Source organism: Planococcus sp. YIM B11945 (genome assembly GCF_050864155.1).
Taxonomy (GTDB): domain Bacteria; phylum Bacillota; class Bacilli; order Bacillales_A; family Planococcaceae; genus Planococcus.
In genome coordinates, this window is the sequence record NZ_JBOZWR010000004.1 from 630,219 (window position 1) to 654,914 (window position 24,696).

A 24,696-nucleotide genomic window follows, 5' to 3' on the forward strand; every position below is an offset into this window, starting at 1 on the left:
ATAAAAACTCCTTATTGTGGTGCCTCTGTTTCTTCTTCATCTTTTTGCAATTCAATTACGCCGTCTTTCACTGCATTTATAAAATACTCCTCTTTCGAACCATCTGCAAGTGTTGCGCTTATATGCCAAGTTGGCAGGAACATCCGGTCGTCTTCAGAAACTTGGACGTATACCGTATAACCGATTTCCGCCGAGTCGATTTGCGTATTGGACGGCAAAATGCCTCGCTGGTAAAGCGTAGAAATGGCTGAAATGGCGGGAATTAATTTTTTCGGCTGCTCGCCCAATTGCACATTTTCAAAAATGGTTTGTTCATAATGCGTCACTTCGCCTTTATCATTCCAATACAGCGTCACCTGCGCGTTGTCGCTGTAATAAAGCGTTTTGCCGTTGACGATCTGGAAAAATACCGCCTTGTTTTCTTCGGCATTAATTTCCCATAAGGCATAATCTCCGCCTTGATACGCGTGGTCCGCAACAAACTCCTCTAACAACTTCTCACTTTTGATGTCCTCTATCGGCAACGGTTTCGGGTAGCTGACCGTTAAGAACCGGTCTCCTGCAATGTCCACTTTTTGGTTGCCGCCTGGAACGTCGCTTTTCGTAAAGGTCTTCATCGACGCGTTGATATAAGGTTCGTATTGGTCTTCTTCCGGCAGAGCGGGATACGTGATCTGATCGGCTTTTAATTTCTCATCAACAGAAAGTTCACTGCCGAGAAATTTTGCATTTTCTGCTTCTGTATAACGGTCCAAATACAAATAATACAAAAAGATGTTCAGTATGGAAAAAACAACGATGAAGAGGGTTTTGGTTTTATTCCAATCCAAGATTCCCACCTCCTGCTGCATCTTGTGAAAGCTTTTTCCATGTTCCATCAATTTGATAATACCAAGCTGGCAAGAATGTAATCAATTTCCCGTCTGTTTGGACAAGTTCATAGCCTGGGATGATTTCAGTCACGTTTGCCAACTGCTCTTTTTCCAGCTCGCTAATGGCGGCAAGTGCTTCCGTTCCTGGCTCAAGTTCGGTCGTTTCGGTCTGTGCCGTCGATTCCAATACATAATAAGGGCGGACATAGCGGAAAACTTGCTCTTGTCCATCTCTCATGCCCCAGCGTACTTCAAGTTCCGCTGAAGCAGTAGAACTGAAGACCGGCAAATTGTCCAAAAACAGCCGGTACGAAACTTGCTGGTTTAATGGAGCAAGGCCGAAATAGCGGTAATCATTGGTCCAGCCGCCATGGTCGTTGATAAAGTCGACCGTATTGAAAATCAGCTCGGACGGAATGCTCGGATCCGAAGTTTCCGCCGCTGGCTGCACAAAGCTCATGCTTTTTTGTGCTTCGTCCAATCTCATAATGGCTCCGGTATCATCGGTATACTTTTTGTTTGCCAAGTCTCCAGATGACTCAATATTAGAAGTGCTTTCAAAAAGGGCAGATCTAAAGCTTTCAGGCGTGATTTCTTCCAATAAATACGGATAAATCACTTGCGTCGTTTTTTCTTCCGGTACATAGATTGGCAATTTGCCGATTTTTTCGTCGGTCACATAGACTGGATATTCATCTGCCTTTTCCAAAATATCTTGTTGGAACCGATTGGTTTCATTGACCGCAATCCGGCCTTGATACACCATGCCGGAAATCGTATTGATAAAATAAATCGTCGATTGCGCATTTTCAGGTGTAGCCCATTCGATGGCAATCCGGTCAAAGGAAGCTTCGGGAATGGCACTGTCCGTGATATCCACTAAAGCATCAAATACCGGAAACGGAATATTTCCCGGATAGTACAAAACAAAGCGATTTTTTTCGTGCATATAAGAACTCAGAGTTTTGGGCGAAGCGTTTTCTGCTATTCGCGTTACTTCACGGATTTCCCATTGCTCCATCGAGTTGGTGAACAAGTCGATTTCGTCTTTTTTGGTCGTTCCTTTTACGGTCTCATCTTCTTGATACAACATTTTAATCGGCCGGACCACTTGCTTGATCGTTTTTTTCTCGCCAATCGAAACGTCTACAGCCGGCGACGATTCAATTTTGTCGTAAGAAGGCGTAAAGTTCCAAATCGTAAAGGTCAAGGTGAGGCTGAGAAAAATGAGCAAAAACAATACAACAGATTTAACCTGCTCTACATACTTCAATCCCATTCACCTCCATCGTCGATTTCAAATGGCAGCGTGAAGAAAATGGTCGTTCCTCTTCCGTAAACACTTTCCGCCCAAATGGTTCCGTCATGTGCATTGATCATTTCTTTGGAAATGGCTAAGCCTAGTCCGGTGCCGCCCATTTCTCTGGAGCGGGCGCGGTCAACCCGGTAAAAACGGTCGAAAATGCGGTCGACGTTTTCTTTCGGAATTCCCATTCCTTGGTCGCTGATTTGAATCAGTAACGAGCCTTCTTCGATTGTCATGCTAAACCGGATTTTTCCACCTTCCGGCGAATACTTCAACGCATTTGAAATGATATTATCAATCACTTGCGTCAGTTTATCAGGATCGATTTCGACAAAATACTGCTCTTTCGGCAGTTTCCGTTCAAAATGGACATTTTGCGATTTCGACATTTCAAACCGGTCGATAATTCGATTGAAAAAGCGGTTGAATTCGATAATTTCTTTGGTGAGCTCCGTTTCGCTCGAATCCATTTTTGATAGCTTCAGCAAATCGTTGACGAGCCGGATCATCCGCTCGGTTTCGGTTTGCGTCACATTCAAAAAGTTTGGCGCGAGATCTGGATCTTGCCAAGCACCTTCCGCCAACGCTTCTAAATAACTGCGCATCGTCGTCAAAGGCGTTCGCAATTCATGCGATACGTTTGCCACAAACTCGCGGCGTTCCATATCGATTTTTTCCTGCTCCGTGTTGTCGTGCAATACGGCAATCAAACCGTTGACGAACCCGGTTTCTTTTTGGATTACCGAAAAACTCGTCCGCAGCAATGTCGTTTGCTCGTGCGTGCTGAAATCCAGCGTGACGGTTTCTCTCATGTGAATCAAGTCTTCAAATGTATATTCCGACTCTAATCCAAGCACAGCCGTCAACGGCCGGTTAATGACTGTTTCACGTGTAACATCCAATAAGCGAAGCGCGGGATCGTTGATAAGGATGACCCTTCCTCTTCGGTCAGTCGACAACACGCCATCGGTCATGTTGGAGAGAATCGAAGCCAGCTTGCGCCGTTCGCTTTCCGTCGATTGCTGGGATTCCTGCAATCGGTTCGTCAAATGGTTAAATGCCCGCGCCAGCTGGCCGATTTCATCGTCCCCATAAACGCGTACTTTCCGCGAGAAATTTCCTTTGGCCATTGCTTGCGCTTGTTTCCGCATATCCGATATCGGACGCGAAATCGTTTGGGCGACCAAAATTCCGAGAATGGCCGTAATCAGCAGCGAAATAGCAGTACCGCCGGCTAAGATGGAATTGATGTCATTCATTTGGTCGTAGACGTTCTCGATATCCGCTTGAATGTAAAGAATGCCGAGCAATTCTCCACCGGCTGCTTTGATCGGCTGGGTGCGCACCCATACCCGGTCAAGCTGCGGATTCACATAGGTTTGCGCAGCCACCTCTTCTTCGGCTGTCGACTGCCTGACCAGATCCTGTGTGGAACGCTGGCCGACAAGCGCTTGGTTGTCGGTTTCCGACGTCGCCAAAATACGGTACCGGGCATCGACGACCTGGATTTCATTGATATCGCCAGACTGAAATCCGTTCAACACCGACCGAAGGCTTTGTTCGATCGACAAATCTCCTTCAGCGCGGTTTCGGACCATTTCTTCGCGCACGCTGAATTCAATGATGTCCATCCGGTCTTCAATGGAATTCTTAAAGTTATTGATCAAGGTCTCTTCTAGCTGCTGAACGAAATAAAGGCCGATTATTTGCATCGCTAACACGATTAGCAAAATATAAATCAGCACAAATTTCACATGAATCGATTTAAAAAAACTTACTTTCTGCATTTATTCTACTCCTGTTCAGGGTTTCGCAAATAATACCCTACTCCTCGGCGCGTCACGATCCAGGCAGGATGGCTTGGATTGTCTTCGATTTTTTCACGCAGCCGGCGAATTGTTACATCCACAGTCCGGACATCTCCAAAATAATCATAGCCCCAAACCGTCTGCAATAAATGCTCGCGCGTCATGACTTGGCCGATGTGCTTTCCAAGGTAATGAAGCAGTTCAAACTCGCGATGCGTCAATTCGATCGTTTCTTCACGCTTCAAAACCAAATACGCATCTGGCTGAATCGTTAGTGAGCCGACTTGAATATCGTTCGACTGCGGACCATCTTCTTCAACCGGCGTCACGTTTTGGCGGCGCAAGTTTGCTTTCACGCGGGCAATCAGTTCGCGGGTGGAAAACGGTTTTGTGACATAGTCATCCGCCCCAAGCTCAAGGCCCAATACTTTGTCGATTTCCGAGTCTTTTGCTGTCAGCATGATGATCGGAAAATCGAATTTTTTGCGGATTTCGCGGCATACTTCCATGCCATCGCGGTTCGGCAGCATGATGTCAAGAAGCATCAAATCCGGCTGAAGTTCCCCAGCCAGCTGAATGGCCTCATCTCCGTCATAGGCACACACCACATTGAATCCTTCTTTTTTCAAATTAAACTGCAATATGTCTGCAATCGGCTTTTCATCGTCTACTACTAGAATTGTTTTGCTCATCTTCTTCTCCCCCTTTATATCTTCACTTTTTACGCTCAAATGCCTCTGTTTTTCTGTCCATTCCTCTCCTTACTTTATCACTGTTTGAGTGGTTTCGCATCTCTCACTATTTCCTTGTTATTTCCCGGGAAATAAATCTGGCAATTAAAAAGACCAGCCGCTAATTGCGGCCGGTCTTTCCCTGCTTTATTCATCTGGTGTCATGCCAATTATAATAAGGGAAACTATAGAATTTAATTTGGTAAGCCGCTTCGGACGCTTTGGGCTTCGCCTAGCCCTTGAACGCGCCGAAGCTAAGAGATTTCTCAATACCATATGAGACTAAAAGTAATATCATTGTTTTACTGCTAATTGGCTAAAAGATATGGAGCAAAACAGCTCAATCCCGAGGAAAGCGTTCGACTAGAGAATAGAATCTCGGATTAGTCTACTATGCGTCTATCCTGATTTCATTCGTCATAATAAAAATTCTTTTATCTATAGGACTGTCTAATATGTGCTAAATAGAAAGCCGGCGAAGAAAAAGGAATGATTTCTTTGCCCGCTATTTAATAATGACTAAACTAGCTGATAGGAATGGAGGCGGCGACTCCTGCGGGACCAGCACGAGCTGAAGACCCTGGACTGAGCGCAGCGAGGGAAGCGGCTGAAGCCGTGCCCGCGGAAAGCGTCCGCCGAAATGGACATCAGCGTCTTTTGAGCCAGCCCCTGTTTTGTTTACCTGGCTTAATGCCAGCTAGTTGACTATTATCTCCAAACGCTCGTTACGATATTAGTTTGGTTGCGGTCTGGGCCGACTGAGAAAATTGAAATTTGAACGCCGGTCAATTGAGCAATGCGCTCTAGATAATGGCGGGCATTTTCTGGCAATTCATCAAGTGATTTGCATTTCGTAACGTCTTCTGTCCAGCCTGGAAGCTCTTCGTAAACCGGTTCGCAATCTGCAAGCATGCGCAAGTTTGCCGGGTACTCGGTGATCAATTCACCTTGGTAGCGGTAAGCCGTACAAATTTTCACCGTTTCAAGTCCTGTTAAAACGTCAATCGAGTTGACCGTCAAATCCGTCAATCCGCTGACGCGTCTTGCGTGGCGAACCACAACGCTGTCGAACCAGCCGATGCGGCGAGGACGTCCTGTTGTTGTTCCGTATTCTTTCCCGACTTCACGGATTTGTTGACCCACTTCGTCAAACAATTCCGTTGGGAACGGGCCGTCTCCTACGCGTGATGTGTACGCTTTGCAGACGCCGATAACGTGCTGGATGGCGGTTGGGCCGACACCCGCTCCGATCGTTACGCCGCCCGCTACCGGGTTGGATGATGTAACGAATGGGTAAGTCCCTTGGTCAATATCGAGCATAACGCCTTGAGCGCCTTCGAAAAGAACACGGCGGCCGGCATCAACAGCATCGTTCAATACTTTTGAAGTATCGGTTACATACTTGGCAATTTCTTGGCCGTATTGATAATACTCTTCCATGATTTCTTCAACCGTAAAGCCATCTGTTTCGTAAAATTTCTCGAACATCCGGTTTTTCTCATTCAAATTCATGCGGAGTTTTTCCTCGAACACAACATGGTCCAGAAGATCCGCCATGCGGATGCCGACACGCGCTGCTTTGTCCATATAAGCAGGGCCGATGCCTTTTCCTGTTGTTCCGATTTTGTTTGCTCCGCGTCTTGCTTCTTCCACTTCATCTTGCTTGATATGATATGGCAAAATGACGTGTGCGCGGTTGGAAATGCGCAAATTATCTGTTGTGACGCCGCGTGCCTGCAACGCTTTCAGTTCCGTTACGAGCGCTTTCGGATCCACGACCATGCCATTGCCGATTACTGAAATTTTGTCTTTATAAAAAATTCCTGAAGGAATCAAATGCAATTTATACGTTTCGCCGCCAAAAATAATTGTGTGGCCGGCATTGTTCCCGCCTTGGTAACGCGCAATCACTTCTGCGTGTTCTGATAGAAAATCGGTAATTTTCCCTTTTCCTTCGTCTCCCCATTGCGTTCCTACTACTACGATTGATGTCATCGTCCGCACCTCCGTTAGGCCTTAGCCCTATCTCAAACAGTGTTTATTGTATCAATGAAACCGGCGTTCGTCAATCAAAACCATAAGAAAACACGAACATAAAAATGTGTTTTCACATTTAATGTTCGTGTTTAGTATCCGTCTTGGCCGCCTTCATGCTGGCTCCAATCGATGGTGACAAATTTGTTGTATTCTTTCACAAATGCCAATTTTACCGTTCCGGTCGGACCATTACGCTGTTTGGCGATAATGATTTCAATGACGTTTTGGTCTTCGGTTTCCTTATCGTAATAATCTTCCCGGTAGAGGAAAGAAACGATATCGGCATCTTGCTCAATACTTCCCGACTCCCGCAAATCCGACATCATCGGCCGTTTGTCTTGCCGCTGCTCCACACCACGGGACAGCTGGGACAACGCGATAACGGGAATTTCCAGCTCACGCGCCAATCCTTTTAACGAACGGGAAATATCCGATACTTCCTGCTGGCGGTTCTCGCCGCCCCGCCCTGGCCCTTGGATCAACTGCAAATAATCGATCATGATCATGCCAAGGCCGTGCTCTTGCTTCAAGCGGCGGCATTTCGCCCGGATGTCGTTAACCCGGATGCCCGGCGAATCGTCGATGAAAATGCCGGCATTGGAGAGGCTCCCCATGGCCATCGTCAACTTTCGCCAATCTTCGTTTTGAAGGGCGCCGGTCCGCATCACTTGTGCGTCGATATTGCCTTCCGCACAAAGCATCCGCATGACAAGCTGTTCGGCTCCCATCTCCAGACTGAAGATGGCGACGTTTTCGTTCGCTCGTGTAGCGACGTTTTGCGCCACGTTCAAAGCAAACGCCGTCTTACCCACAGAAGGCCGTGCAGCCACGATAATCAAGTCGTTGCGCTGAAACCCTGCAGTCATCTTATCAAGGTCACGGAAGCCCGTAGGAATCCCCGTAACGTCCCCTTTGCGTGTATGCAACAATTCAATGTTGTCATACGTCTTAACCAATACATCTTTGATGTGGACAAAGTCACCGGCGTTTTTCCGGTTGGACACTTCCATCATTTTCTTTTCTGCTTCTGCCAACAACGCTTCCACTTCGTCTTCGCGTGTAAAGCCATCATCAACAATGGACGTAGCTACGCGAATGAGCCGGCGCAACAGCGCTTTTTCTTCCACGATATGCGCATAATGCGCCACGTTGGCAGCAGTTGGAACTGCGTTGGCGATTTCCGTCAAATAAGATAATCCGCCGACATCTTCCAGTTCTTTTTTGACCGATAGCTCTTCTGTCACCGTTACCACATCAATCGCTTTGCCCTGATCCGACAGCGACAGCATCGTCTGGAAGATTTTTTGATGGGCAATCCGGTAAAAATCTTCCGGCATGACGATTTCAGCGACTGTGATTAACGATTGCGGCTCTAAAAAGATGGCTCCAATCACCGATTGCTCGGCTTCCTGGTTATGCGGAGGGACTCGGTCTATCGTTTCGTTCATCGGTACATCTCCTTACGCTTCTTCAGTTACGTGGACTTTGAGCGTAGCCGTTACATCTTGATGCAGCTTCACAGGGACATTTGTGTAACCTAACGCGCGAATGGCATCGTCTAATTCCATTTTGCGTTTGTCGATTTTAATGCCGTGCTTTTTTTCCAACTCGCTTGCTACTTGTTTGGTTGTGATCGAACCAAACAACCGGCCGCCTTCGCCTGATTTTGCTTTTAATTCAATGGTCAGTGCTTCTAGTTTTTCTTTCAATTGCTTCATTTCCTGCAAAGCTTGTTCTTGTTCTTTTTGGTCTTTTTTCTTTTGGCCATCCAATTGGCTGATGGTCGCTTGGTTGGCTTCAGTCGCCAAGTTGTTTTTCAGCAAATAATTGTGTGCATAGCCGTCTGCGACGTTTTTGATTTCACCTTTTTTGCCTTTGCCTTTAACATCTTTTAAGAATATGACTTTCATTCAGTTTGTCCTCCTTCATATAGTTCCTCAATGACTTCTTTCAATTGATGAATCGCATCTTCAATCGTTATATCTGCCAACTGAGTGGCTGCGTTCGTTAAATGTCCGCCGCCGCCCATGTTTTCCATGATGATTTGCACATTCACTTCTCCAAGCGAGCGGGCGCTGATGCCGACGCCGTTTTCTCCGCGTTCTGCAATGACGAAAGAAGCGTTGACGTCTTTCATCGTCAGCAAAATATCGGCCGTTTGGGCAATCAATACCGGGCTGTATGTACGGCCCACTTCACCTCTTGCAATTGCGATGCCGTTTCCGACAAATTCGACGGTTTCAACGATTCGCGCGCGCTCCATATACGTTTCCAAGTCTTCCTTCAACAAGCGCTGCACAAGCACCGTATCGGCCCCGTTTGCGCGCAAATAGGAAGCCGCTTCAAATGTTCGGGCTCCTGTTCGGAGCGTAAAGCTTTTCGTGTCTACGATAATTCCCGCAAGCATCGCGGTCGCTTCCAGCATCGACAGTTTTTCGTGCTTCGGCTGGTATTCAATCAGCTCCGTCACCAATTCTGCCGTAGAAGACGCATACGGCTCCATGTAAACGAGCATCGTATTGGTAATAAATTCTTCGCCTCTTCGGTGATGGTCAATGATTACCACTCGCTCCATTCGCTGAAGCAAGCGTTCATCAATTACCATAGATGGTTTATGCGTATCCACAATGACGAGCAATGAATTGTCGGTCATTGTCGCCAGTGCTTCTTCCGGGGTAATAAACTGATTGAACAAGTCTGTGTCGGCTTCGATTTCATTCATCAGCCTCATGACGCTGCGGTCATATTCATCAAAATCCAGCACGATGCTGCCTTTGATTTTATTCATCGCAGCCATTTTGGCGACGCCGACAGCTGCGCCGATTGCGTCCATGTCCGGCATTTTATGCCCCATGACAAACACTTGGTCGCTTTCTTGGATCAAATCGCGCAGCGCATGGGAAATAACGCGCGCTCTGACACGCGTCCGTTTTTCAACGGGATTGGTTTTGCCGCCATAAAATTTCACTTTGCCGCTTGGGTGCTTGATCGCCACTTGGTCGCCGCCGCGTCCAAGCACAAGATCGAGCCCCGACTGCGCCATGCTGCCAAGTTCGACGAGCGAAGCCGAGCCCGCACCGACTCCGATGCTTAACGTCAACGCCAAATTGTCTTTTGACGTCACTTCACGAATATCATCCAAAATTGCAAACTTCGATTTTTCCAGATCTTTTAAGATAGATTCATTGAAAACCGCCATAAAACGGTCTGACTGGACGCGTTTCACAAAAATTCCGTGTTTTGCTCCCCAGTCGTTGATCAATGAGGTCACTAGGCTATTTAAATTGCTGCGGGTTTGGTCATCCATCCCCTGCGACAGTTCATCATAGTTGTCGATAAACAAAATCCCAATAACCGTGCGGTCTGCATAATACAAAGTTTCGATTTCCACTTGTTCGGTGATGTCGAATAAATAAAACAAGCGGTCATTCGCTTTGTAATAAACCCGGTATTTGCGTTCTCCAAGTGTTATGGTCGATTCCGTCACTTCGCTGTCATTAACAAGCGGAAGAAACTCATCTGATAACGTAAACAGAGATTCTCCAATCAACGTATCGTATTCCAACGTAGACGTCATGTACGGATTGGCCCATTCAATCTCGTTTGTTTCGTTGACGAGCAAAATCCCGATTGGCATTTCAAGCAATGCTTCTTCTCCGACTTTTTTCATTCGGTAAGACAGCGTTTCAATATGTTTTTCTGTTGCTTCATAGGTTTGCTTCTCTACCAGCCAAGCAGCGATGACTGCTGCACCAAATAGCACAACATAAATGCCGGCTGCCCAATCTGACCAAAATGAAATCAGAATCGCTCCGGCTATGCCAAGCACCAATAGCGCGATTAGCGGATAGCGAAGTCTTCTTTTCCTAAAAAAAGCCGACATTATTCTTCAGCTCCTCATTTTCCTTTAAACTCGTGTGCCCGCTTTACCCATCCCCGGATATCGAATCCAAGATCCACGATTCCGATGATTGTCGTAAAGGATTGCAGCGGTATAGCCAGAATGGTGACAAGCACTGCAACCCATTTTGGCCAGCCTTCCTGCTGGATGTAAAAATGGTAAAACGAAATCCCTTGCAGGAACAGCAGCAATTGAAGCAGGACGTAAGCGTTCATAAAGGTCATATACGCCATTGTCCCAGGCTGCAAATCAGTCAACAGAGAGACAAGCACTACGATTAAATAATACCATAATACACTTTTCGGCAATTTCATATCCCGAAAAGGCGGAAACTTTGGAACTGCGATGCCAAGCCGTTTTAGAATCGGCAAATAAAGCAGAAGCATCAGCCAGACTAAAATGAAAATAGAGGCTACAAGCAATGTCGGCATCAAGGTTTCCAATGAAAACATCATCTGTTTGACGGCTTCATTATAATCTTCCATCTGGACAGCTGTTGCCCCGAAACGTTCTAAGAAATTACCGGTAGTCGCATATGTTTCCTTCATTAGCGTGATGGATTCTTCCAGCACGTTAATGCCAAACAGCACAATCGAAGCTACATACTGCAGCACCGTGGAAATAAGCAGCACGATTCCCGAGCACATGAACATAAACAGTTTGCTTTTCCGATAATAAATGGAAAGCCCGACGGCCAAGCCGAGAGGAATATAGCTCAATGTCAAAGGCAACGATAACGGACCGCCCACAATGAAGGATAAAATCAAAGAAACAACCGCAAAAAGCAAACTTGCTTTCCATGGATATTTCGCGCTGTACCAAGCGATCGGCAACCCTAAAAATAATGTGGTTACCACATTTAAAAGCGGTACGTTCATCGAAATCGCGGTCAGTACAGCAAAAATGGCCGCCATCATCGCGCCTTGCGTTAGTTGTCGTGTTTGTTGATTTTGCATTCGACTGGTTTTCCCCTTCTTTCGGGTTTATTTCATCCTTGTAATTGTAACATGATTCAGGAACCGGAACAAAAAGCCAAATCCTTCATCTTTTAAGAAGAAATGCGAACAAAAAAGAAGACCGGTTTCCCGGTCTTCTTTGTAATAGAAATATAGCTGAAAAGGAGTAGGTTTTGTCCAGACTCCAGCACCCAGATTCTTGGGTCACAAGCCAACCCAGCTGCGTGGCAAGGAACGCCACTTCGCTGGTCTGTCTTATGCCCGGCGAATCTACACGGACGCTTCCGCTTTTCTTATTTATCTTTCTTCCGCTACGAACGGTAGAAGTGCCATGATACGAGCGCGTTTGATTGCAATTGTCAACTTACGTTGCCATTTTGCACTTGTGCCTGTAACACGACGTGGCAAGATTTTTCCTCGTTCAGAAATGAATTTCTTCAACAAGTCAGTGTCTTTGTAGTCGATGAACGTAATGTTGTTTGAAGTGAAATAACAAACCTTTTTACGCTTTTTGCCTCCGCGACGTGGTGCCATATCGAATTACCTCCTTTATAAGTAGAATGTGTGGTTCATCGTTAGCTCAGATTTTCTTAGAACGGCAAATCGTCATCCGATACTTCGATCGGGCCGCTGCCGCTTGAGAATGGATCTTCGTCTACACGAGTATGGTTTTGTTGGCTTGGCGATTGGTTCTGTTGATAGGACGGTTGGCCTTGAGAACGGTCTGCACTAGCATTAGCACCAGAACCTGAGCTTTTCGGCTCAAGAAATTGAACGCTATCTGCCACAACTTCCGTCGTATAAACTCGTTTGCCGTCTTGTCCCTCGTAGCTTCCAGTTTGAATGCGGCCTTCGACACCAGCCAAGCTTCCTTTTTTCAAGAAGTTCGCAGTGTTTTCAGCTTGTTTGCGCCAAACAGTACAATTGATGAAATCCGTTTCTTTTTCCCCCGACGCATTGGAGAATGTCCGGTTTACAGCCAGTGTAAATCGGGCAACTGCCGCTCCGCTTGGAGTGTAACGAAGATCTGGATCTTTTGTTAGTCTTCCGACTAAAACAACTCGGTTAATCATCAGAATTCAACCCCCTTTAAATCAAGATTATGTTCAGGTTCATTCGTCGCTTACGCGTCTTTGCGTACAGCAATATGGCGAATGATGTCTTCGTTAATATTCGCAAGACGTGTGTATTCGTTGATAGCTTCAGAACCAGCGTTTACTTTTACGATTTGGTAGAAACCTTCACGTAAATCGTTGATTTCATAAGCTAAACGACGTTTACCCCACTCTTTCGACTCGATGATTTCAGCACCGTTTGAAGTAAGGATTTCGTTAAAACGCTCTACTAAAGCTTTTTTCGCGTCCTCTTCAATTGCAGGCTGAATAACGTACATTAATTCATACTCTCTCATCGTGTTGTCACCTCCTCATGGACTTGGGCCCTGCTGTTTCCAGCGGGCAAGGAGCAAGCAATTCAAATTATTACTCACATCAATGTATTGTATCACAGACCAACAGGCTCCGCAACTACCGGTTCTAAGGCGAGAACCGTTATACTAGTGGTAAAGAGTTATGGAAGCTCTTACTCTATAAGAAATCCTCTTTTCTATACCGCTTCGGACACTTTGGGCAGGGCAAAGACGATTGCTCCTGCGCAAGTTTGGGCAATGCCTTTGCAATGCAGGCACAAATGGTTTTAACGGAGCTGGTTTGCGGAATATCGACAAATGGGAATCATTTGTTTAGTTATATAGCTACATAACAGAACCAAACGAAAGAAGGGAGCTTATGAAACCGGATCGCGTCATCGAATTGAAACTCGAAGAGATTGCGTTGAAGTTCTTCTGGGCGAACGTGCTGCTTTTGGTTGCTTTTGCAGCCGCCTACCATTTCTTCAACGAACCTTTATCTTTCGCTTTTTCTTGGACCAGCATCCTCTTTTTTATTAGTGGCTATATCGTGTTGATTGTTCTGCACGAACTTTTTCATTTGGTTGGCTTTGTGCTTTTTGGAAAAGTTGCCCTCTCTTCATTAAACTATGGAGTTGATTTGAAGCTTGGCATCGCATATGCCACAACCAGCACCCCTGTTCCAAACCATGCCATGCGAAAAGTGCTTTTGCTGCCTTTTTGGACCACCGCCATTTTTCCTGCGTTCGCAGGTTTTTGGCTGGACAGCCAAGTGCTTGTGTTGCTCGGCGCTTTGCTGGCGGCAGGAGCCTTTGGCGATTTTTGGATGTACAGGGAGCTTTTAAAAGAACGAAAAGAAGCGTGGGTGTTGGATGACCCCGCCCTGCCTCGCCTTCTTATTTTTGAACATCGCCCCAATGAAAAAAGCGCCGAGCTGTAAATCGGCGCTTTTTCTTATGCATGTAATGATTGTGCAGCATCCCAAGTGTCGCTGCTGATTTTTGTTTTCAGCAATTGGGGATCGTTGGCTACGTAAATAACCGCTTCCACTTTCTCTCCGTTCGCTTCAACTAAAATGGTGGTTTTGTCAAAAAGGTCTGTTGCCGCTTCTCCTGCATACCCCTCGAGGTCATCAAGAGCCGGCCACAATTGTTCAGGGATTTCGTACAATTCCCCTTTTACGATTTCCGTTTCCGACATAACAAATGCAGGATACCCTAACCCTGAATCATACAATACGCCATTCACGCTGGCATGTTCAGAAACCAGCGACGCTTCTTCTAAATAACAATGATATTTCCCCCCGCTTTTCAACGAGCCATATACAAACAACTGCATTTTAATCCTCCTATAACGAAAATACCGGATGCACGAAGCATCCGGTACGTTTATTATTTTTTGATGTTTTTTCTTGCATTTTTTAATGCCCTGAATAAAGTATAGGCATTGCCCGATTCATTGCGTTTTTACACGTTAAATCTGAACAACATAACATCGCCGTCTTTAACGATGTATTCTTTGCCTTCTTGGCGGACTTTCCCAGCTTCTTTTGCAGCAGCCATCGTTCCTGCTTCTACAAGATCTTCGTATGCTACAGTTTCGGCCCGGATAAAGCCGCGTTCGAAGTCTGAGTGAATTATACCGGCACATTGTGGTGCTTTCATGCCCTTTTTAAATGTCCAAGCCCGAACTTCCTGTACGCCTGCAGTAAAATAAGTAGCCAGACCAAGCAAGCTGTAAGAAGCTTTGATCAATTGGTCCAAGCCTGATTCTTCAATGCCTAGCTCTTCAAGGAACATTTCTTTTTCCTCGTCTTCCAGCTCAGCCATTTCTTCCTCAATTTTCGCGCAAACCACAATCACGTCTGCGTTGTCTTTAGCGGCAAATTCACGGACTTGTTGAACGTATTCGTTAGTTTCAGCATCAGCAATTTCATCTTCTGATACGTTCGCGACATATAACATCGGCTTTAACGTTAATAAATTCAAGTTTTTTGCAATGTTCAATTCGTCTTCTGTGAAGTCGATTGACCGTGCAAGTTGTCCGTTTTCAAATGCTTCGCGCAGCTTCATCAATACCGGTTCTTCAGCCACTGCATCTTTGTCTCGTTGCTTAACAAGTTTCGCAGCGCGGGCAATGCGTTTTTCAATGCTTTCCATATCCGCCAAAATCAATTCCAGATTAATGACTTCGATGTCAGAAATCGGATCCACTTTGCCGGCTACATGCGTAACGTTATCGTCTGCAAAACAGCGGACAACTTGGCAGATGGCATCGACTTCACGGATATGGGACAAGAATTTATTGCCCAAGCCTTCGCCTTTGCTGGCGCCTTGTACGATTCCTGCAATATCGGTGAATTCAAAAGCAGTTGGAATCGTCTTTTTTGGAACGACCAATTCAGTCAATTTGTTCAAGCGCTCATCGGGAACTTCAACAATTCCGACGTTTGGATCTATTGTACAGAACGGGTAATTCGCCGCTTCAGCGCCCGCTTTTGTAATGGCGTTAAATAATGTGGATTTCCCCACGTTTGGTAATCCTACAATCCCTGCAGTTAATGCCATAGGATTCACAACCTCTCTTTTATATCAGCCTGTTTTTTTCACAACCACTCTATTATAGGAAGGAAACGGCCAATTGTCCATTTTCAATTCTCTTCAGCTTTTACCACTATCTTTTTCAATTTCTTATTGAACTCAACTCTTGGAATCATGACGCTATGCTGGCAGCCTTCGCATTTGATCCGAATGTCTGCCCCCATCCGGATAATCTTCCAGGCATTCGCACCGCAAGGATGCCCTTTTTTCATTTCTACGATATCATTCAATCCAAATTCCTTCATTTCCATCTTGCCCATCTCCTTTTCCTTAGGGGCAATAGCCCCAGAGTTTATTTTGGTGGAGTTTGTTGAGGGCGCTGCATCATAACCATCTGAGGAAGCGGAACTTCTATATTATTCTCGTCTAAAAATTCTTTTAGATCGCGCCTCATTCCCCGCGCTACCGCAAAATGCTGCATAGGCAATGTCTCTGCAACTATTCGCACGACCATTTCCGTCGGCGTCAAACTTTGAACACCAAGAAACTCGGGCGGTTTGATGATTTGTTCGTATTTGTCCTGCAAAGTTCCTAAGAAACCTTGAATAAGCGACTCGACTTTGTTGATATCTGCATTGTATGCAACGTTAACATCGACAACGGCAATGGAATTATTAATTGAAAAGTTAACCACATCCGTTATATTGCCATTCGGGAAAATAAACATTTCTCCCCCAACGCCCTTTACTTTTGTTGTGCGCAAGCCGATTTCTTCAACGGTTCCTTCTGCGACGCCAATCCGGACAAAGTCCCCTACTGAAAACTGATCTTCAAAGATGATAAAGAATCCGGTGATGATATCACGCACTAAGTTCTGTGCACCAAAACCGACCGCAAGGCCCAATACCCCAGCCCCTGCAATCAAACCGGTGACATTAATCGAGAATGCGGAAAGAATCGCAACGATCGCCATAAAGTAAATGACATATGCCGTAATATTTTCCAATAGTTTTGATAAAGTTTGCTGACGCCGCTCATTGTATTTTAACGGCCCTTTGATTCGGACCGAAAAACTTTTGCGGATAATGGCTTTTACCAGCCTTACAACAATTCCCGCAGCAATTGCAATAAGGATGACTTTTATGGATATAACCCCGATATTGACCCACATTGCTTCGTCAAATATAGCGTCTTTCGTCTTTGCAGTTGCCTCTCCAAAATCCTTTGTGACTGATTCTAAATCTTGTTTTTCGGTACTCATATTTTCACCTTCCCAAACTTGCCTTACATTAAGTTGAATTGATAGATCACCGTGACTACAAAACCAACAACTAAGACCCCTGGCAATAAATTAGCAACTCGAATTTTTGTAATGCCCATCATATTTAACCCGATCGCGGCAATCATGACGCCTCCAGTGGCCGTCATTTCTTTAATGAACAAGTCTAAAGCCGCTTCTGGGATAAGCAAACTGATTTGCGTGGCAAACAAGGCGATCATTCCTTCGTAGACAAAAACCGGAACAGCAGACAATAAGACGCCGATGCCTAAAGTAGAGGCTAAGATGATGGAAACAAATCCATCAATGATCCCTTTCGATATCAAAACGCCATGCTCATTGCTCAAACCGCTTTCCAATGCTCCGATAATGCCCATGGCCCCAATCACGTACATAAGCGTAGCCGTGATAAACCCTTGAGCGATGCTTCCCTTGCTTTCTTTGACTGCAAGTTTCAGTTCGATCCAATGCCCAAAATCATTCAGCATTTTATCCAAGTCCATCCATTCGCCAATTACGGCGCCTAAGACCAAACTGATAATAACTATGATGAAATTTCCGCTTTCAAATCCCATTTGCAGACCAAGAACTACGACAGCCAACCCAATTATGTACATGACTGTTTCTCTCATCTTCTCAGGGATGTTGCGCAGGGCTCTACCAATTAATGTTCCCACGACAATTAACACCGCATTGATTAAGGTCCCTAAGAGAATCATTATTTAACCCCTTCCTCAGCCGCTTTAAAATTATCTTGCGATAACAAGGCAAAGCGATGCCAGCAAGAATGTGGCTATGCTGGAATATCGCTCTTTATTAGCCGTTTTCGCTTTTCATTATCTAGACTCCAGTGCCCAGCTCTTTGGAGCACTAGCCAACCCAGCTGTGTGGCAAAGAACGCCACTTCCGCTTTTCCGGCAAAACAGAACCTATTTTCCAAACTTCTGGAAAATAGGCGATTGTCAGTTAAGCAATTCTAAAATCCGTTCCAAATCTTCTTCTGAGAAAAATTCAATTTCGATTTTCCCTTTATTTTTAGACTTCTTTATTTGCACATTGGTTCCAAAACGGTCTCTTAACTCCGACTGTTTTTCTTCCAAAAAGATGTCTTTTTTCTTTTCAATTGTTTCACGTGGAACATCTTCGTTCAAACGCTGCACTAGATTTTCCAATTGGCGCACATTTAAATTTTCTTTCACAACTTTTTCAGCGGTTTCAGAAATCAGCTTTTTATGGCGCAATCCGAGCAGCGTACGGCCATGGCCCATCGACAATTTTTTCTCTGAAATCATCAACCGTACCTCTTCAGGCAAAGACAGCAGACGGACGTGGTTGGCAATATGAGGGCGGCTCTTTCCGAGTCTGAATGCCAATTGTTCTTGCGTCAAATTCAAGGCTTCCATTAATTTTTGGTACGCTTCCGCTTCTTCAATCGGCGTCAAGTCTTCCCGCTGAAGGTTTTCCAAAATGGCAAGCTCCATCATTTGCTGGTCCGTCAAATCTTTGATAATCGCCGGAACTTCTTTTAGCTTTGCTAGCTTAGCAGCGCGAAAGCGGCGTTCCCCTACTACCAACTCAAAATGCTTGCCTGATTTCCGTACAACCACTGGCTGCAATATGCCGTGTTCTTTGATGGAGTCCGATAGTTCCTGCAAGGCGGCATCATCAAAAATTTTGCGGGGCTGAAACGGATTTGGCCGGAGTTGGCTGATGGTGATTTGGCTGACTGACTCTGCTTCTTTTAACGATTCGCCTGGGAACAACGCATTGATGCCTTTTCCTAATCCTTTAGCCATTCTTGATCACTTCCCTTGCCAGATCTAAATAGACTTCAGCGCCTCTGGATTTTGGATCATAGATGATGATTGGTTCACCGTGGCTTGGCGCTTCGCTTAAGCGCACATTACGCGGAATGATGGTGCGGTACACTTTATCTTGAAAATATTTCTTCACTTCTTCAATTACTTGGAGGCCTAAATTTGTCCGGGCATCTAGCATTGTCAACAAAACACCGTCAATCGCAAGATCATGATTCAAGTGTTTTTGGACAAGCCGGACTGTGCTTAACAATTGGCTCAATCCTTCCAACGCATAGTACTCGCATTGCACGGGAATAATAATGGCATCTGAAGCAGTCAATGAGTTGATTGTTAACAAACCTAATGATGGCGGGCAATCAATGATTATGTAATCATACATTTCTTTGACTTCTTGCAGCGCATTTTTTAGCCGCACTTCTCTTGAGATCGTGGAAACCAACTCAATTTCCGCACCTGCTAAAGAGATTGTAGCCGGAACCACGTGTAAATTTTCCACTTTTGTTTCCATAATGGTGTCTTTTATATCGACATCGTCAATTAATACCTCATAAATGCATTGATCTACGTCGCCTTTGTTGACGCCGACTCCGCTCGTTGCATTTCCTTGAGGATCGATATCTATTAAGAGAACTTTCTGGCCCAAATAAGCAAGGCAGGCACTCAAGTTCACAGAAGATGTTGTTTTTCCTACGCCGCCTTTTTGATTGGCGATCGCAATTGTTCTACCCACACTTGCACCAACTTTCTTTTTTACTTCTCTCATTTTACTGCGGGAGCATGTTTTTTGCTATTTTAAGGCGCATCCATTTTCTATTGTAGCAAACTTCTCCCTCTTTTATGATTACATTCCGATTAAAAAAAGCCTTTTCCATAAGCGGAAAAGGCTTTTTTCACTTTTTCTTCGGTATTTTCACGGTAATCTGGTAGTATTCGTCGTATTCTTCTTCTTCCGTTGTAACATCGATGCCACTTTTGGCGACCATATTCAACGATTCTTTGATCGTATTCATCGCAATACGCACATCGCGGCTAACGGCTTTTCGTTGCGGCTTTGTTTTTTTCGGTTCTGTCGACAAGGCCTTTTCCACTTTTTCTTCCAGTTGCTTGACGTTTAAATGCTGCTCAATGGTCTCCTCAAACAACCGCTTTTGAACGTCGCTGTCTTTTAACTGGAGAAGAGCTCTTGCATGCCGTTCGGTCAATTGCCGATTTAACAAAGCCGTTTGAATTTCTTCAGGCAACTTCAGCAATCGCAATTTGTTGGCCACTGTCGATTGCCCTTTGCCAAGCCGCTGAGCCAGCGCTTCTTGGGTAATCTCATGGAGCTCAAGTAAATTTTGATAGGCATTCGCTTCTTCAATTGCCGTCAGTTCTTCCCGCTGCAAGTTTTCAATTAAGGCAATCGAAGCGGTTTCTTTGTCGGTTAATTCGCGGACAATCGCCGGCACTTCTTCCCAGCCAAGCGAACGCATCGCACGAAAGCGCCGCTCCCCTGCGATAATTTCATACGTCCCCTCTTCAGTTGAAGCTCGGACAACAATTGGCTGGATAACGCCGTGCATGTGGATTGTTCGGGCCAATTCTTCTATTTTACTTTCATCAAATACCGTTCTCGGCTGGAATTTATTTGCGCTTATTTTTTCAATTGAAAGTTTGACTACTGCTTCTTCATTTTCTTTTATGATCTCTGCTGTATGGTCGGTTTCATCTTCTTTATCACTGCCCCCAAAGAAACGGGAAAAAGGACTTTTCAACTCAAGCACCACCCTTTAAAAGCTAACGTATATAATTCGCCAAATTTGTATGAATTCCTGCCGGGACAATGTTTCACGTGGAACATTCATTTCCTTGTACTGGGATATCCAAAAAATATTAAAAATATCAATTAATTGGCGTTTTATTTGGAATACCAGGTTTACGAGGATACTTTTTAGGCGTTTCCTTAAACTTGCGGAACACTTGAATATAACGTTCGCTTTCTTCAACTGGCAAAGTAAAAGCATGAACGCTTTCTTTTTTTACGCCGAGTTTTTGCAACGCGTTTTCCGCGTCCTGGAGTTCATCAGCTGCTGAAGCGGCTTTCATAGCCGCAAACAAACCGCCGTTTTTAACAAGCGGCACACAGAGCTCTGCTAGAACCGAAAGCCGCGCCACTGCCCGTGCTGTTACCAGATCATAGCTTGCCCGGTGTTCGGATTGGCCAAAATCTTCAGCGCGTGCGTGAACGAATTGCACGTTCTCCAGTTGCAATTTTTCACTCAAATGCGTTAAAAATTGAATGCGCTTATTCAGCGAATCGACGATGGTTACGTGAATATGGGGGAAACAAATTTTTAAAGGAATGCTTGGGAATCCAGCTCCCGCCCCTACGTCACACACTTTGAGCGGTTGTGTAAAATCCAAATAAAAAGCAGCAGTGATGGAATCATAGAAATGCTTTAAATACACAGACGGTCCATCAGTGATGGCGGTCAAGTTCATTTTTTCGTTCCATTCAACCAATTCGTTGAAATACGTCCGAAACTGCGTGAGCTGCATTTCCGTCAAGTGAATCCCTTTTTCGCTGAGGGCATCTTTGAATTGTTGTTCGTTCAACTGTTTCTTCCTCCCTCTTCCTGATACTTCTTCTATGTTTGTTTGCCGATCGATCAATAAAATCAATTTTCTATGTAAAAATGGGCTGGTGTATGCGCCAGCCCATTTATTTAATTCATTTGAGAGGATTAATCCTCGGATGTTTAGATAACTTTTGCAATTCTTCCTTGTTCAATATACACCAACAAAATGGAAATGTCAGCAGGATTTACGCCGGAAATCCGGGAAGCTTGAGCAATCGAAAGAGGTCTGACTTCCGTCAGTTTCATTCTTGCTTCGGTTGCAAGACCTGAAATTGCATGATAATCAATGTTTTCTGGAATCTTTTTGTTCTCCATTTTTTTCAGCTTTTCTACTTGCTGCAACGATTTTTCGATATAGCCTTCATACTTAATCTGAATTTCGACTTGCTCTTTTACTTCAGCTTCAAGTTCGATATCGGATGCAGTCAACTGAGCAATCATGTCGTAAGTCATTTCCGGACGCTTCAACAGATCCGCTCCGCGAATGCCGTCTTTCAATTCACTGCCGCCTGCATCCCGAATCAATTGTTGGGTAATGTCATTCGGCTTGATCATGATGCCTCTTAAACGCTTAATTTCTTCTTCAATGCGCTCTTTTTTCGCTAGGAATTTCGCATAGCGTTCACCGGTAACCATGCCGATTTTATGGCCAAGTTCCGTTAAACGCATATCCGCATTGTCATGGCGCAGCAACAGACGGTATTCTGCACGAGATGTCAATAAACGATACGGTTCGTTCGTTCCTTTTGTTACCAAATCATCAATCAACACGCCGATGTAGGCATCCGAACGGCTCAGAATCACTTCTTCTTTGCCAAGTACTTTAGCTGCAGCATTGATCCCCGCCATTAACCCTTGGCCAGCCGCTTCTTCATAGCCGGAAGTTCCGTTGATTTGGCCTGCTGTATAAAGATTTTCAACTTGTTTCGTTTCCAGTGTCGGCCATAATTGCGTCGGCACGATCGAATCATACTCGATGGCGTATCCAGCACGCATCATTTCCGCTTTCTCAAGCCCTGGAATCGATTCAAGCAATTGGCGCTGCACATGTTCCGGCAGGCTTGTTGAAAGGCCTTGTACGTAAACCTCGCGCGTATTGCGGCCTTCTGGCTCCAGGAAGATCTGGTGGCGCGGTTTGTCGTTGAAACGCACCACTTTGTCTTCGATGGATGGGCAGTAGCGTGGGCCCGTTCCTTTGATCATTCCCGAATACATCGGAGACAAATGCAAATTGTCATCAATAATTTGATGCGTTTTTTCATTTGTATACGTCAGCCAGCAAGGAAGTTGATCCATGATGAATTCGGTCGTTTCGTAACTGAATGCACGCGGTTCCTCGTCGCCCGGCTGGATTTCGGTTTTGCTGTAGTCGATGGAGTTGCTGTTGACGCGCGGCGGCGTCCCTGTTTTAAAGCGGACGGTTTCAAAACCGAGTTCTTCCAGGTTTTCAGCCAATTTAATAGACGGCTGCTGGTTATTCGGTCCGCTTGAATAGCGAAGATCGCCAATGATGATTTCGCCGCGAAGAAATGTTCCAGTCGTAATAACAACGGATTTTGTGCGGTAAATGCCGCCAACTTGCGTAATTAAGCCTTTAACTACACCGTCTTCAACGATCAATTTTTCCGCAATTCCTTGGTGCAGCGTTAAATTCTCTTGTTCTTCCATCAAACGTTTCATTTCTTGCTGATAAAGCACTTTATCGGCTTGTGCGCGCAGTGCGCGGACAGCCGGCCCTTTAGCAGTATTCAACATTCTCATTTGAATGTGGGTTTTATCGATAACGCGTCCCATGGCTCCGCCAAGTGCGTCAATTTCCCGTACAACAATGCCTTTTGCAGGCCCGCCAATTGACGGGTTGCATGGCATAAATGCGATCATATCCAGATTCATCGTCAACACAAGCGTTTTAGCGCCCATGCGAGCTGATGCAAGAGCAGCTTCCGCTCCTGCATGCCCAGCTCCTACGACGATGACATCGAACGTGCCTGCTTCGTATTGTGGCATGTTCTCATTTCCCTTCGAGTTTTATTTCCCTAAACAGAACTGAGAAAACAATTGGTTCAACAACCCATCATCTGCGGTATCGCCGATGATTTCACCAAGAATTTCCCATGTTCGAGTGACGTCGATTTGAATCATATCAACAGGCACATCCATTTCCGCCGCTTCGATGGCGTCGGTTATAGTTTGGTGCGCCTGGTGAAGCAAGGCAATATGGCGTGCATTCGACACATACGTCATATCGCCCGATTCGATTTCACCTTCAAAAAACAGTTCAGCGATCGAATCTTCCAGCTGGTCGACCCCTTCTTCTTCAATCAAAGAAGTCGTGACGAGCCGTTTATCGCCAGCCAGTTCTTGCACCCGGCCGAGATCGATTTTTTGTGGCAAATCGGTTTTGTTGATGACAACAATATAATCCATATCCTTTACCGCTTCAAACAGCAATTCATCTTCCGTTGAAAGGGTTTCGGAATAATTTAAGACATACAAAATCAAGTCCGCTTCTTTTAATACTTTACGCGAACGTTCAACGCCGATCCGTTCTACGATATCTTCCGTTTCCCGGATGCCCGCTGTATCCACTAAACGAAGCGGCACACCGCGCACATTGACGTATTCTTCTATTATATCACGGGTCGTTCCCGCTATTTCTGTAACAATGGCTTTATTTTCTTGCACTAAACTATTTAATAGAGAGGATTTTCCAACATTCGGGCGGCCGATAATGACCGTTGAAAGCCCTTCTCTTAAAATTTTCCCTTGTGAAGACGTCTGGAGCAGCTTATCGATTTCCGAACGCACCCAAAGTGCTTTCTCGAGCATAATCGGACGCGTCATTTCTTCCACATCGTCATATTCGGGATAGTCAATATTGACTTCCATTTGAGCAATTGATTCAAGCAAAGCTTGGCGCAATGTACCGATCAGCTTAGACAGCTTGCCTTCCATTTGCCCCAAAGCTACATCCATAGCCCGGTCCGTTTTCGAACGGATCAAGTCCATAACGGCTTCTGCCTGCGACAAATCGATGCGTCCATTTAAAAAGGCCCGTTTCGTAAATTCTCCGGGCTCGGCAAGGCGGGCCCCCGCTCGAAGTACAAGCGCAAGCACACGATTAACGGACACAATCCCTCCGTGGCAATTGATTTCAATTACATCTTCACGTGTAAAAGTCTTAGGAGCTTTCATGAACGACACCATGACTTCTTCTACTACTTCCTCCGTCCACGGATTTTGCAAATGGCCATAATGAATCGTATGCGACGCCTGCGCTGCTAATTTTTTTCCGCCTGGCGCTCGGAACAGCCTGTCCGCAATTTCAATCGCTTGTGGACCGCTCAACCGGACGATCGCTATGGCCCCTTCACCGCTGGGTGTGGATATCGCAGCAATTGTATCGAATTCCATGATGTT

24 protein-coding genes are annotated in these 24,696 nt (G+C 45.4%); 1 reads left to right on the forward strand and 23 read right to left on the reverse strand.

The window, feature by feature from the left end; genetic code table 11:
* Window positions 1-11 precede the first annotated feature (11 nt).
* From ACRRQV_RS11030 to rpsF, 12 genes are all read right to left on the reverse strand, one after another.
* Window positions 12-830 (reverse strand): two-component system regulatory protein YycI, encoded by an 819-nt coding sequence (locus ACRRQV_RS11030; protein ID WP_432530694.1) that lies wholly within the window; start codon window positions 828-830, stop codon window positions 12-14.
* On the reverse strand, window positions 817-2,145 hold the full coding sequence (locus ACRRQV_RS11035; protein WP_432530696.1) for a YycH family regulatory protein: 1,329 nt from the start codon (window positions 2,143-2,145) through the stop codon (window positions 817-819). The genes ACRRQV_RS11030 and ACRRQV_RS11035 overlap by 14 nt, the downstream gene beginning before the upstream one ends.
* The gene (walK, locus tag ACRRQV_RS11040) at window positions 2,142-3,965 is read right to left on the reverse strand and encodes a cell wall metabolism sensor histidine kinase WalK (RefSeq protein WP_432530698.1); all 1,824 of its coding nucleotides are present in this window, start codon (window positions 3,963-3,965) and stop codon (window positions 2,142-2,144) included. Before walK ends, ACRRQV_RS11035 begins: the two co-directional genes overlap by 4 nt.
* A 5-nt stretch (window positions 3,966-3,970) precedes the next feature.
* The gene (gene yycF, locus ACRRQV_RS11045; RefSeq protein WP_432530700.1) at window positions 3,971-4,678 is read right to left on the reverse strand and encodes a response regulator YycF; all 708 of its coding nucleotides are present in this window, start codon (window positions 4,676-4,678) and stop codon (window positions 3,971-3,973) included.
* Window positions 4,679-5,425: 747 nt separating this feature from the next.
* A complete protein-coding gene (locus tag ACRRQV_RS11050; RefSeq protein WP_432530702.1) occupies window positions 5,426-6,712 on the reverse strand; it encodes an adenylosuccinate synthase in 1,287 nt (428 codons plus the stop codon).
* A gap of 131 nt (window positions 6,713-6,843) precedes the next feature.
* Window positions 6,844-8,202 carry a replicative DNA helicase gene (gene dnaB, locus ACRRQV_RS11055; RefSeq protein WP_432530705.1) on the reverse strand — a complete coding sequence of 453 codons (1,359 nt, stop codon included), beginning with the start codon at window positions 8,200-8,202 and terminating at the stop codon, window positions 6,844-6,846.
* A 12-nt stretch (window positions 8,203-8,214) separates the two neighbouring features.
* Window positions 8,215-8,664, reverse strand: coding sequence for a 50S ribosomal protein L9 (gene rplI, locus ACRRQV_RS11060; RefSeq protein ID WP_432530707.1), 450 nt, complete (start codon window positions 8,662-8,664; stop codon window positions 8,215-8,217).
* Complete coding sequence (locus ACRRQV_RS11065) at window positions 8,661-10,637, reverse strand: DHH family phosphoesterase (protein ID WP_432530708.1); 1,977 nt, start codon at window positions 10,635-10,637, stop codon at window positions 8,661-8,663. The genes rplI and ACRRQV_RS11065 overlap by 4 nt, the downstream gene beginning before the upstream one ends.
* 14 nt (window positions 10,638-10,651) lie before the next feature.
* Window positions 10,652-11,611, reverse strand: a complete 960-nt coding sequence (locus tag ACRRQV_RS11070) for a YybS family protein (protein WP_432530710.1) — start codon at window positions 11,609-11,611, stop codon at window positions 10,652-10,654.
* A gap of 297 nt (window positions 11,612-11,908) precedes the next feature.
* Entirely contained in the window at window positions 11,909-12,145 is a 237-nt protein-coding gene (gene rpsR, locus ACRRQV_RS11075) for a 30S ribosomal protein S18 (protein WP_036810891.1), read from the reverse strand.
* A gap of 56 nt (window positions 12,146-12,201) precedes the next feature.
* The gene (ssb, locus tag ACRRQV_RS11080) at window positions 12,202-12,684 is read right to left on the reverse strand and encodes a single-stranded DNA-binding protein (protein WP_432530713.1); all 483 of its coding nucleotides are present in this window, start codon (window positions 12,682-12,684) and stop codon (window positions 12,202-12,204) included.
* 50 nt (window positions 12,685-12,734) lie between these two features.
* Window positions 12,735-13,022, reverse strand: a complete 288-nt coding sequence (gene rpsF / locus ACRRQV_RS11085) for a 30S ribosomal protein S6 (protein ID WP_432530715.1) — start codon at window positions 13,020-13,022, stop codon at window positions 12,735-12,737.
* Window positions 13,023-13,398: 376 nt separating this feature from the next.
* Between rpsF and ACRRQV_RS11090 the strand changes: the two genes are divergently transcribed.
* Window positions 13,399-13,959, forward strand: coding sequence for a DUF3267 domain-containing protein (locus ACRRQV_RS11090; protein WP_432530717.1), 561 nt, complete (start codon window positions 13,399-13,401; stop codon window positions 13,957-13,959).
* Window positions 13,960-13,973: 14 nt separating this feature from the next.
* On the opposite strand, the gene ACRRQV_RS11095 is transcribed toward ACRRQV_RS11090, so the two are convergent.
* The 11 genes from ACRRQV_RS11095 to mnmE form a co-directional block, all read right to left on the reverse strand.
* Entirely contained in the window at window positions 13,974-14,357 is a 384-nt protein-coding gene (locus ACRRQV_RS11095) for a gamma-glutamylcyclotransferase family protein (protein ID WP_432530719.1), read from the reverse strand.
* Window positions 14,358-14,485: 128 nt separating this feature from the next.
* Window positions 14,486-15,586 carry a redox-regulated ATPase YchF gene (gene ychF, locus ACRRQV_RS11100; protein ID WP_432530721.1) on the reverse strand — a complete coding sequence of 367 codons (1,101 nt, stop codon included), beginning with the start codon at window positions 15,584-15,586 and terminating at the stop codon, window positions 14,486-14,488.
* 83 nt (window positions 15,587-15,669) lie between these two features.
* Window positions 15,670-15,870 carry a DUF951 domain-containing protein gene (locus tag ACRRQV_RS11105; protein WP_432530814.1) on the reverse strand — a complete coding sequence of 67 codons (201 nt, stop codon included), beginning with the start codon at window positions 15,868-15,870 and terminating at the stop codon, window positions 15,670-15,672.
* Between the two features lie 41 nt (window positions 15,871-15,911).
* Window positions 15,912-16,820: a mechanosensitive ion channel family protein gene (locus tag ACRRQV_RS11110; protein ID WP_432530723.1), complete on the reverse strand. Its 909-nt coding sequence runs from the start codon at window positions 16,818-16,820 to the stop codon at window positions 15,912-15,914.
* Between the two features lie 23 nt (window positions 16,821-16,843).
* Window positions 16,844-17,557 carry a DUF554 domain-containing protein gene (locus ACRRQV_RS11115; protein WP_432530725.1) on the reverse strand — a complete coding sequence of 238 codons (714 nt, stop codon included), beginning with the start codon at window positions 17,555-17,557 and terminating at the stop codon, window positions 16,844-16,846.
* Between the two features lie 243 nt (window positions 17,558-17,800).
* Window positions 17,801-18,634, reverse strand: a complete 834-nt coding sequence (locus tag ACRRQV_RS11120) for a ParB/RepB/Spo0J family partition protein (protein ID WP_432530727.1) — start codon at window positions 18,632-18,634, stop codon at window positions 17,801-17,803.
* Window positions 18,627-19,388: a ParA family protein gene (locus ACRRQV_RS11125; protein WP_432530729.1), complete on the reverse strand. Its 762-nt coding sequence runs from the start codon at window positions 19,386-19,388 to the stop codon at window positions 18,627-18,629. Before ACRRQV_RS11125 ends, ACRRQV_RS11120 begins: the two co-directional genes overlap by 8 nt.
* 160 nt (window positions 19,389-19,548) lie before the next feature.
* Window positions 19,549-20,412 carry a nucleoid occlusion protein gene (gene noc, locus ACRRQV_RS11130; RefSeq protein WP_432530731.1) on the reverse strand — a complete coding sequence of 288 codons (864 nt, stop codon included), beginning with the start codon at window positions 20,410-20,412 and terminating at the stop codon, window positions 19,549-19,551.
* 127 nt (window positions 20,413-20,539) lie between these two features.
* Window positions 20,540-21,253: a 16S rRNA (guanine(527)-N(7))-methyltransferase RsmG gene (rsmG, locus tag ACRRQV_RS11135; protein WP_432530733.1), complete on the reverse strand. Its 714-nt coding sequence runs from the start codon at window positions 21,251-21,253 to the stop codon at window positions 20,540-20,542.
* Between the two features lie 143 nt (window positions 21,254-21,396).
* The gene (mnmG, locus tag ACRRQV_RS11140; protein WP_432530735.1) at window positions 21,397-23,283 is read right to left on the reverse strand and encodes a tRNA uridine-5-carboxymethylaminomethyl(34) synthesis enzyme MnmG; all 1,887 of its coding nucleotides are present in this window, start codon (window positions 23,281-23,283) and stop codon (window positions 21,397-21,399) included.
* A 21-nt stretch (window positions 23,284-23,304) separates the two neighbouring features.
* Window positions 23,305-24,690 (reverse strand): tRNA uridine-5-carboxymethylaminomethyl(34) synthesis GTPase MnmE, encoded by a 1,386-nt coding sequence (mnmE, locus tag ACRRQV_RS11145; RefSeq protein ID WP_432530738.1) that lies wholly within the window; start codon window positions 24,688-24,690, stop codon window positions 23,305-23,307.
* Between the last annotated feature and the right edge of the window lie 6 nt (window positions 24,691-24,696).

Bases quoted from the DNA above. Each gene is read 5' to 3' on its own strand.
- walK (WP_432530698.1), bottom strand. From the start codon at position 3,965: ATGCAGAAAGTAAGTTTTTTTAAATCGATTCATGTGAAATTTGTGCTG.
- yycF (WP_432530700.1), bottom strand. From the start codon at position 4,678: ATGAGCAAAACAATTCTAGTAGTAGACGATGAAAAGCCGATTGCAGAC.
- ACRRQV_RS11050 (WP_432530702.1), bottom strand. From the start codon at position 6,712: ATGACATCAATCGTAGTAGTAGGAACGCAATGGGGAGACGAAGGAAAA.
- dnaB (WP_432530705.1), bottom strand. From the start codon at position 8,202: ATGAACGAAACGATAGACCGAGTCCCTCCGCATAACCAGGAAGCCGAG.
- rplI (WP_432530707.1), bottom strand. From the start codon at position 8,664: ATGAAAGTCATATTCTTAAAAGATGTTAAAGGCAAAGGCAAAAAAGGT.
- ACRRQV_RS11065 (WP_432530708.1), bottom strand. From the start codon at position 10,637: ATGTCGGCTTTTTTTAGGAAAAGAAGACTTCGCTATCCGCTAATCGCG.
- ACRRQV_RS11070 (WP_432530710.1), bottom strand. From the start codon at position 11,611: ATGCAAAATCAACAAACACGACAACTAACGCAAGGCGCGATGATGGCG.
- rpsR (WP_036810891.1), bottom strand. From the start codon at position 12,145: ATGGCACCACGTCGCGGAGGCAAAAAGCGTAAAAAGGTTTGTTATTTC.
- ssb (WP_432530713.1), bottom strand. From the start codon at position 12,684: ATGATTAACCGAGTTGTTTTAGTCGGAAGACTAACAAAAGATCCAGAT.
- rpsF (WP_432530715.1), bottom strand. From the start codon at position 13,022: ATGAGAGAGTATGAATTAATGTACGTTATTCAGCCTGCAATTGAAGAG.
- ACRRQV_RS11090 (WP_432530717.1), top strand. From the start codon at position 13,399: ATGAAACCGGATCGCGTCATCGAATTGAAACTCGAAGAGATTGCGTTG.
- ACRRQV_RS11095 (WP_432530719.1), bottom strand. From the start codon at position 14,357: ATGCAGTTGTTTGTATATGGCTCGTTGAAAAGCGGGGGGAAATATCAT.
- ychF (WP_432530721.1), bottom strand. From the start codon at position 15,586: ATGGCATTAACTGCAGGGATTGTAGGATTACCAAACGTGGGGAAATCC.
- ACRRQV_RS11105 (WP_432530814.1), bottom strand. From the start codon at position 15,870: ATGGAAATGAAGGAATTTGGATTGAATGATATCGTAGAAATGAAAAAA.
- ACRRQV_RS11110 (WP_432530723.1), bottom strand. From the start codon at position 16,820: ATGAGTACCGAAAAACAAGATTTAGAATCAGTCACAAAGGATTTTGGA.
- ACRRQV_RS11115 (WP_432530725.1), bottom strand. From the start codon at position 17,557: ATGATTCTCTTAGGGACCTTAATCAATGCGGTGTTAATTGTCGTGGGA.
- ACRRQV_RS11120 (WP_432530727.1), bottom strand. From the start codon at position 18,634: ATGGCTAAAGGATTAGGAAAAGGCATCAATGCGTTGTTCCCAGGCGAA.
- mnmG (WP_432530735.1), bottom strand. From the start codon at position 23,283: ATGCCACAATACGAAGCAGGCACGTTCGATGTCATCGTCGTAGGAGCT.
- mnmE (WP_432530738.1), bottom strand. From the start codon at position 24,690: ATGGAATTCGATACAATTGCTGCGATATCCACACCCAGCGGTGAAGGG.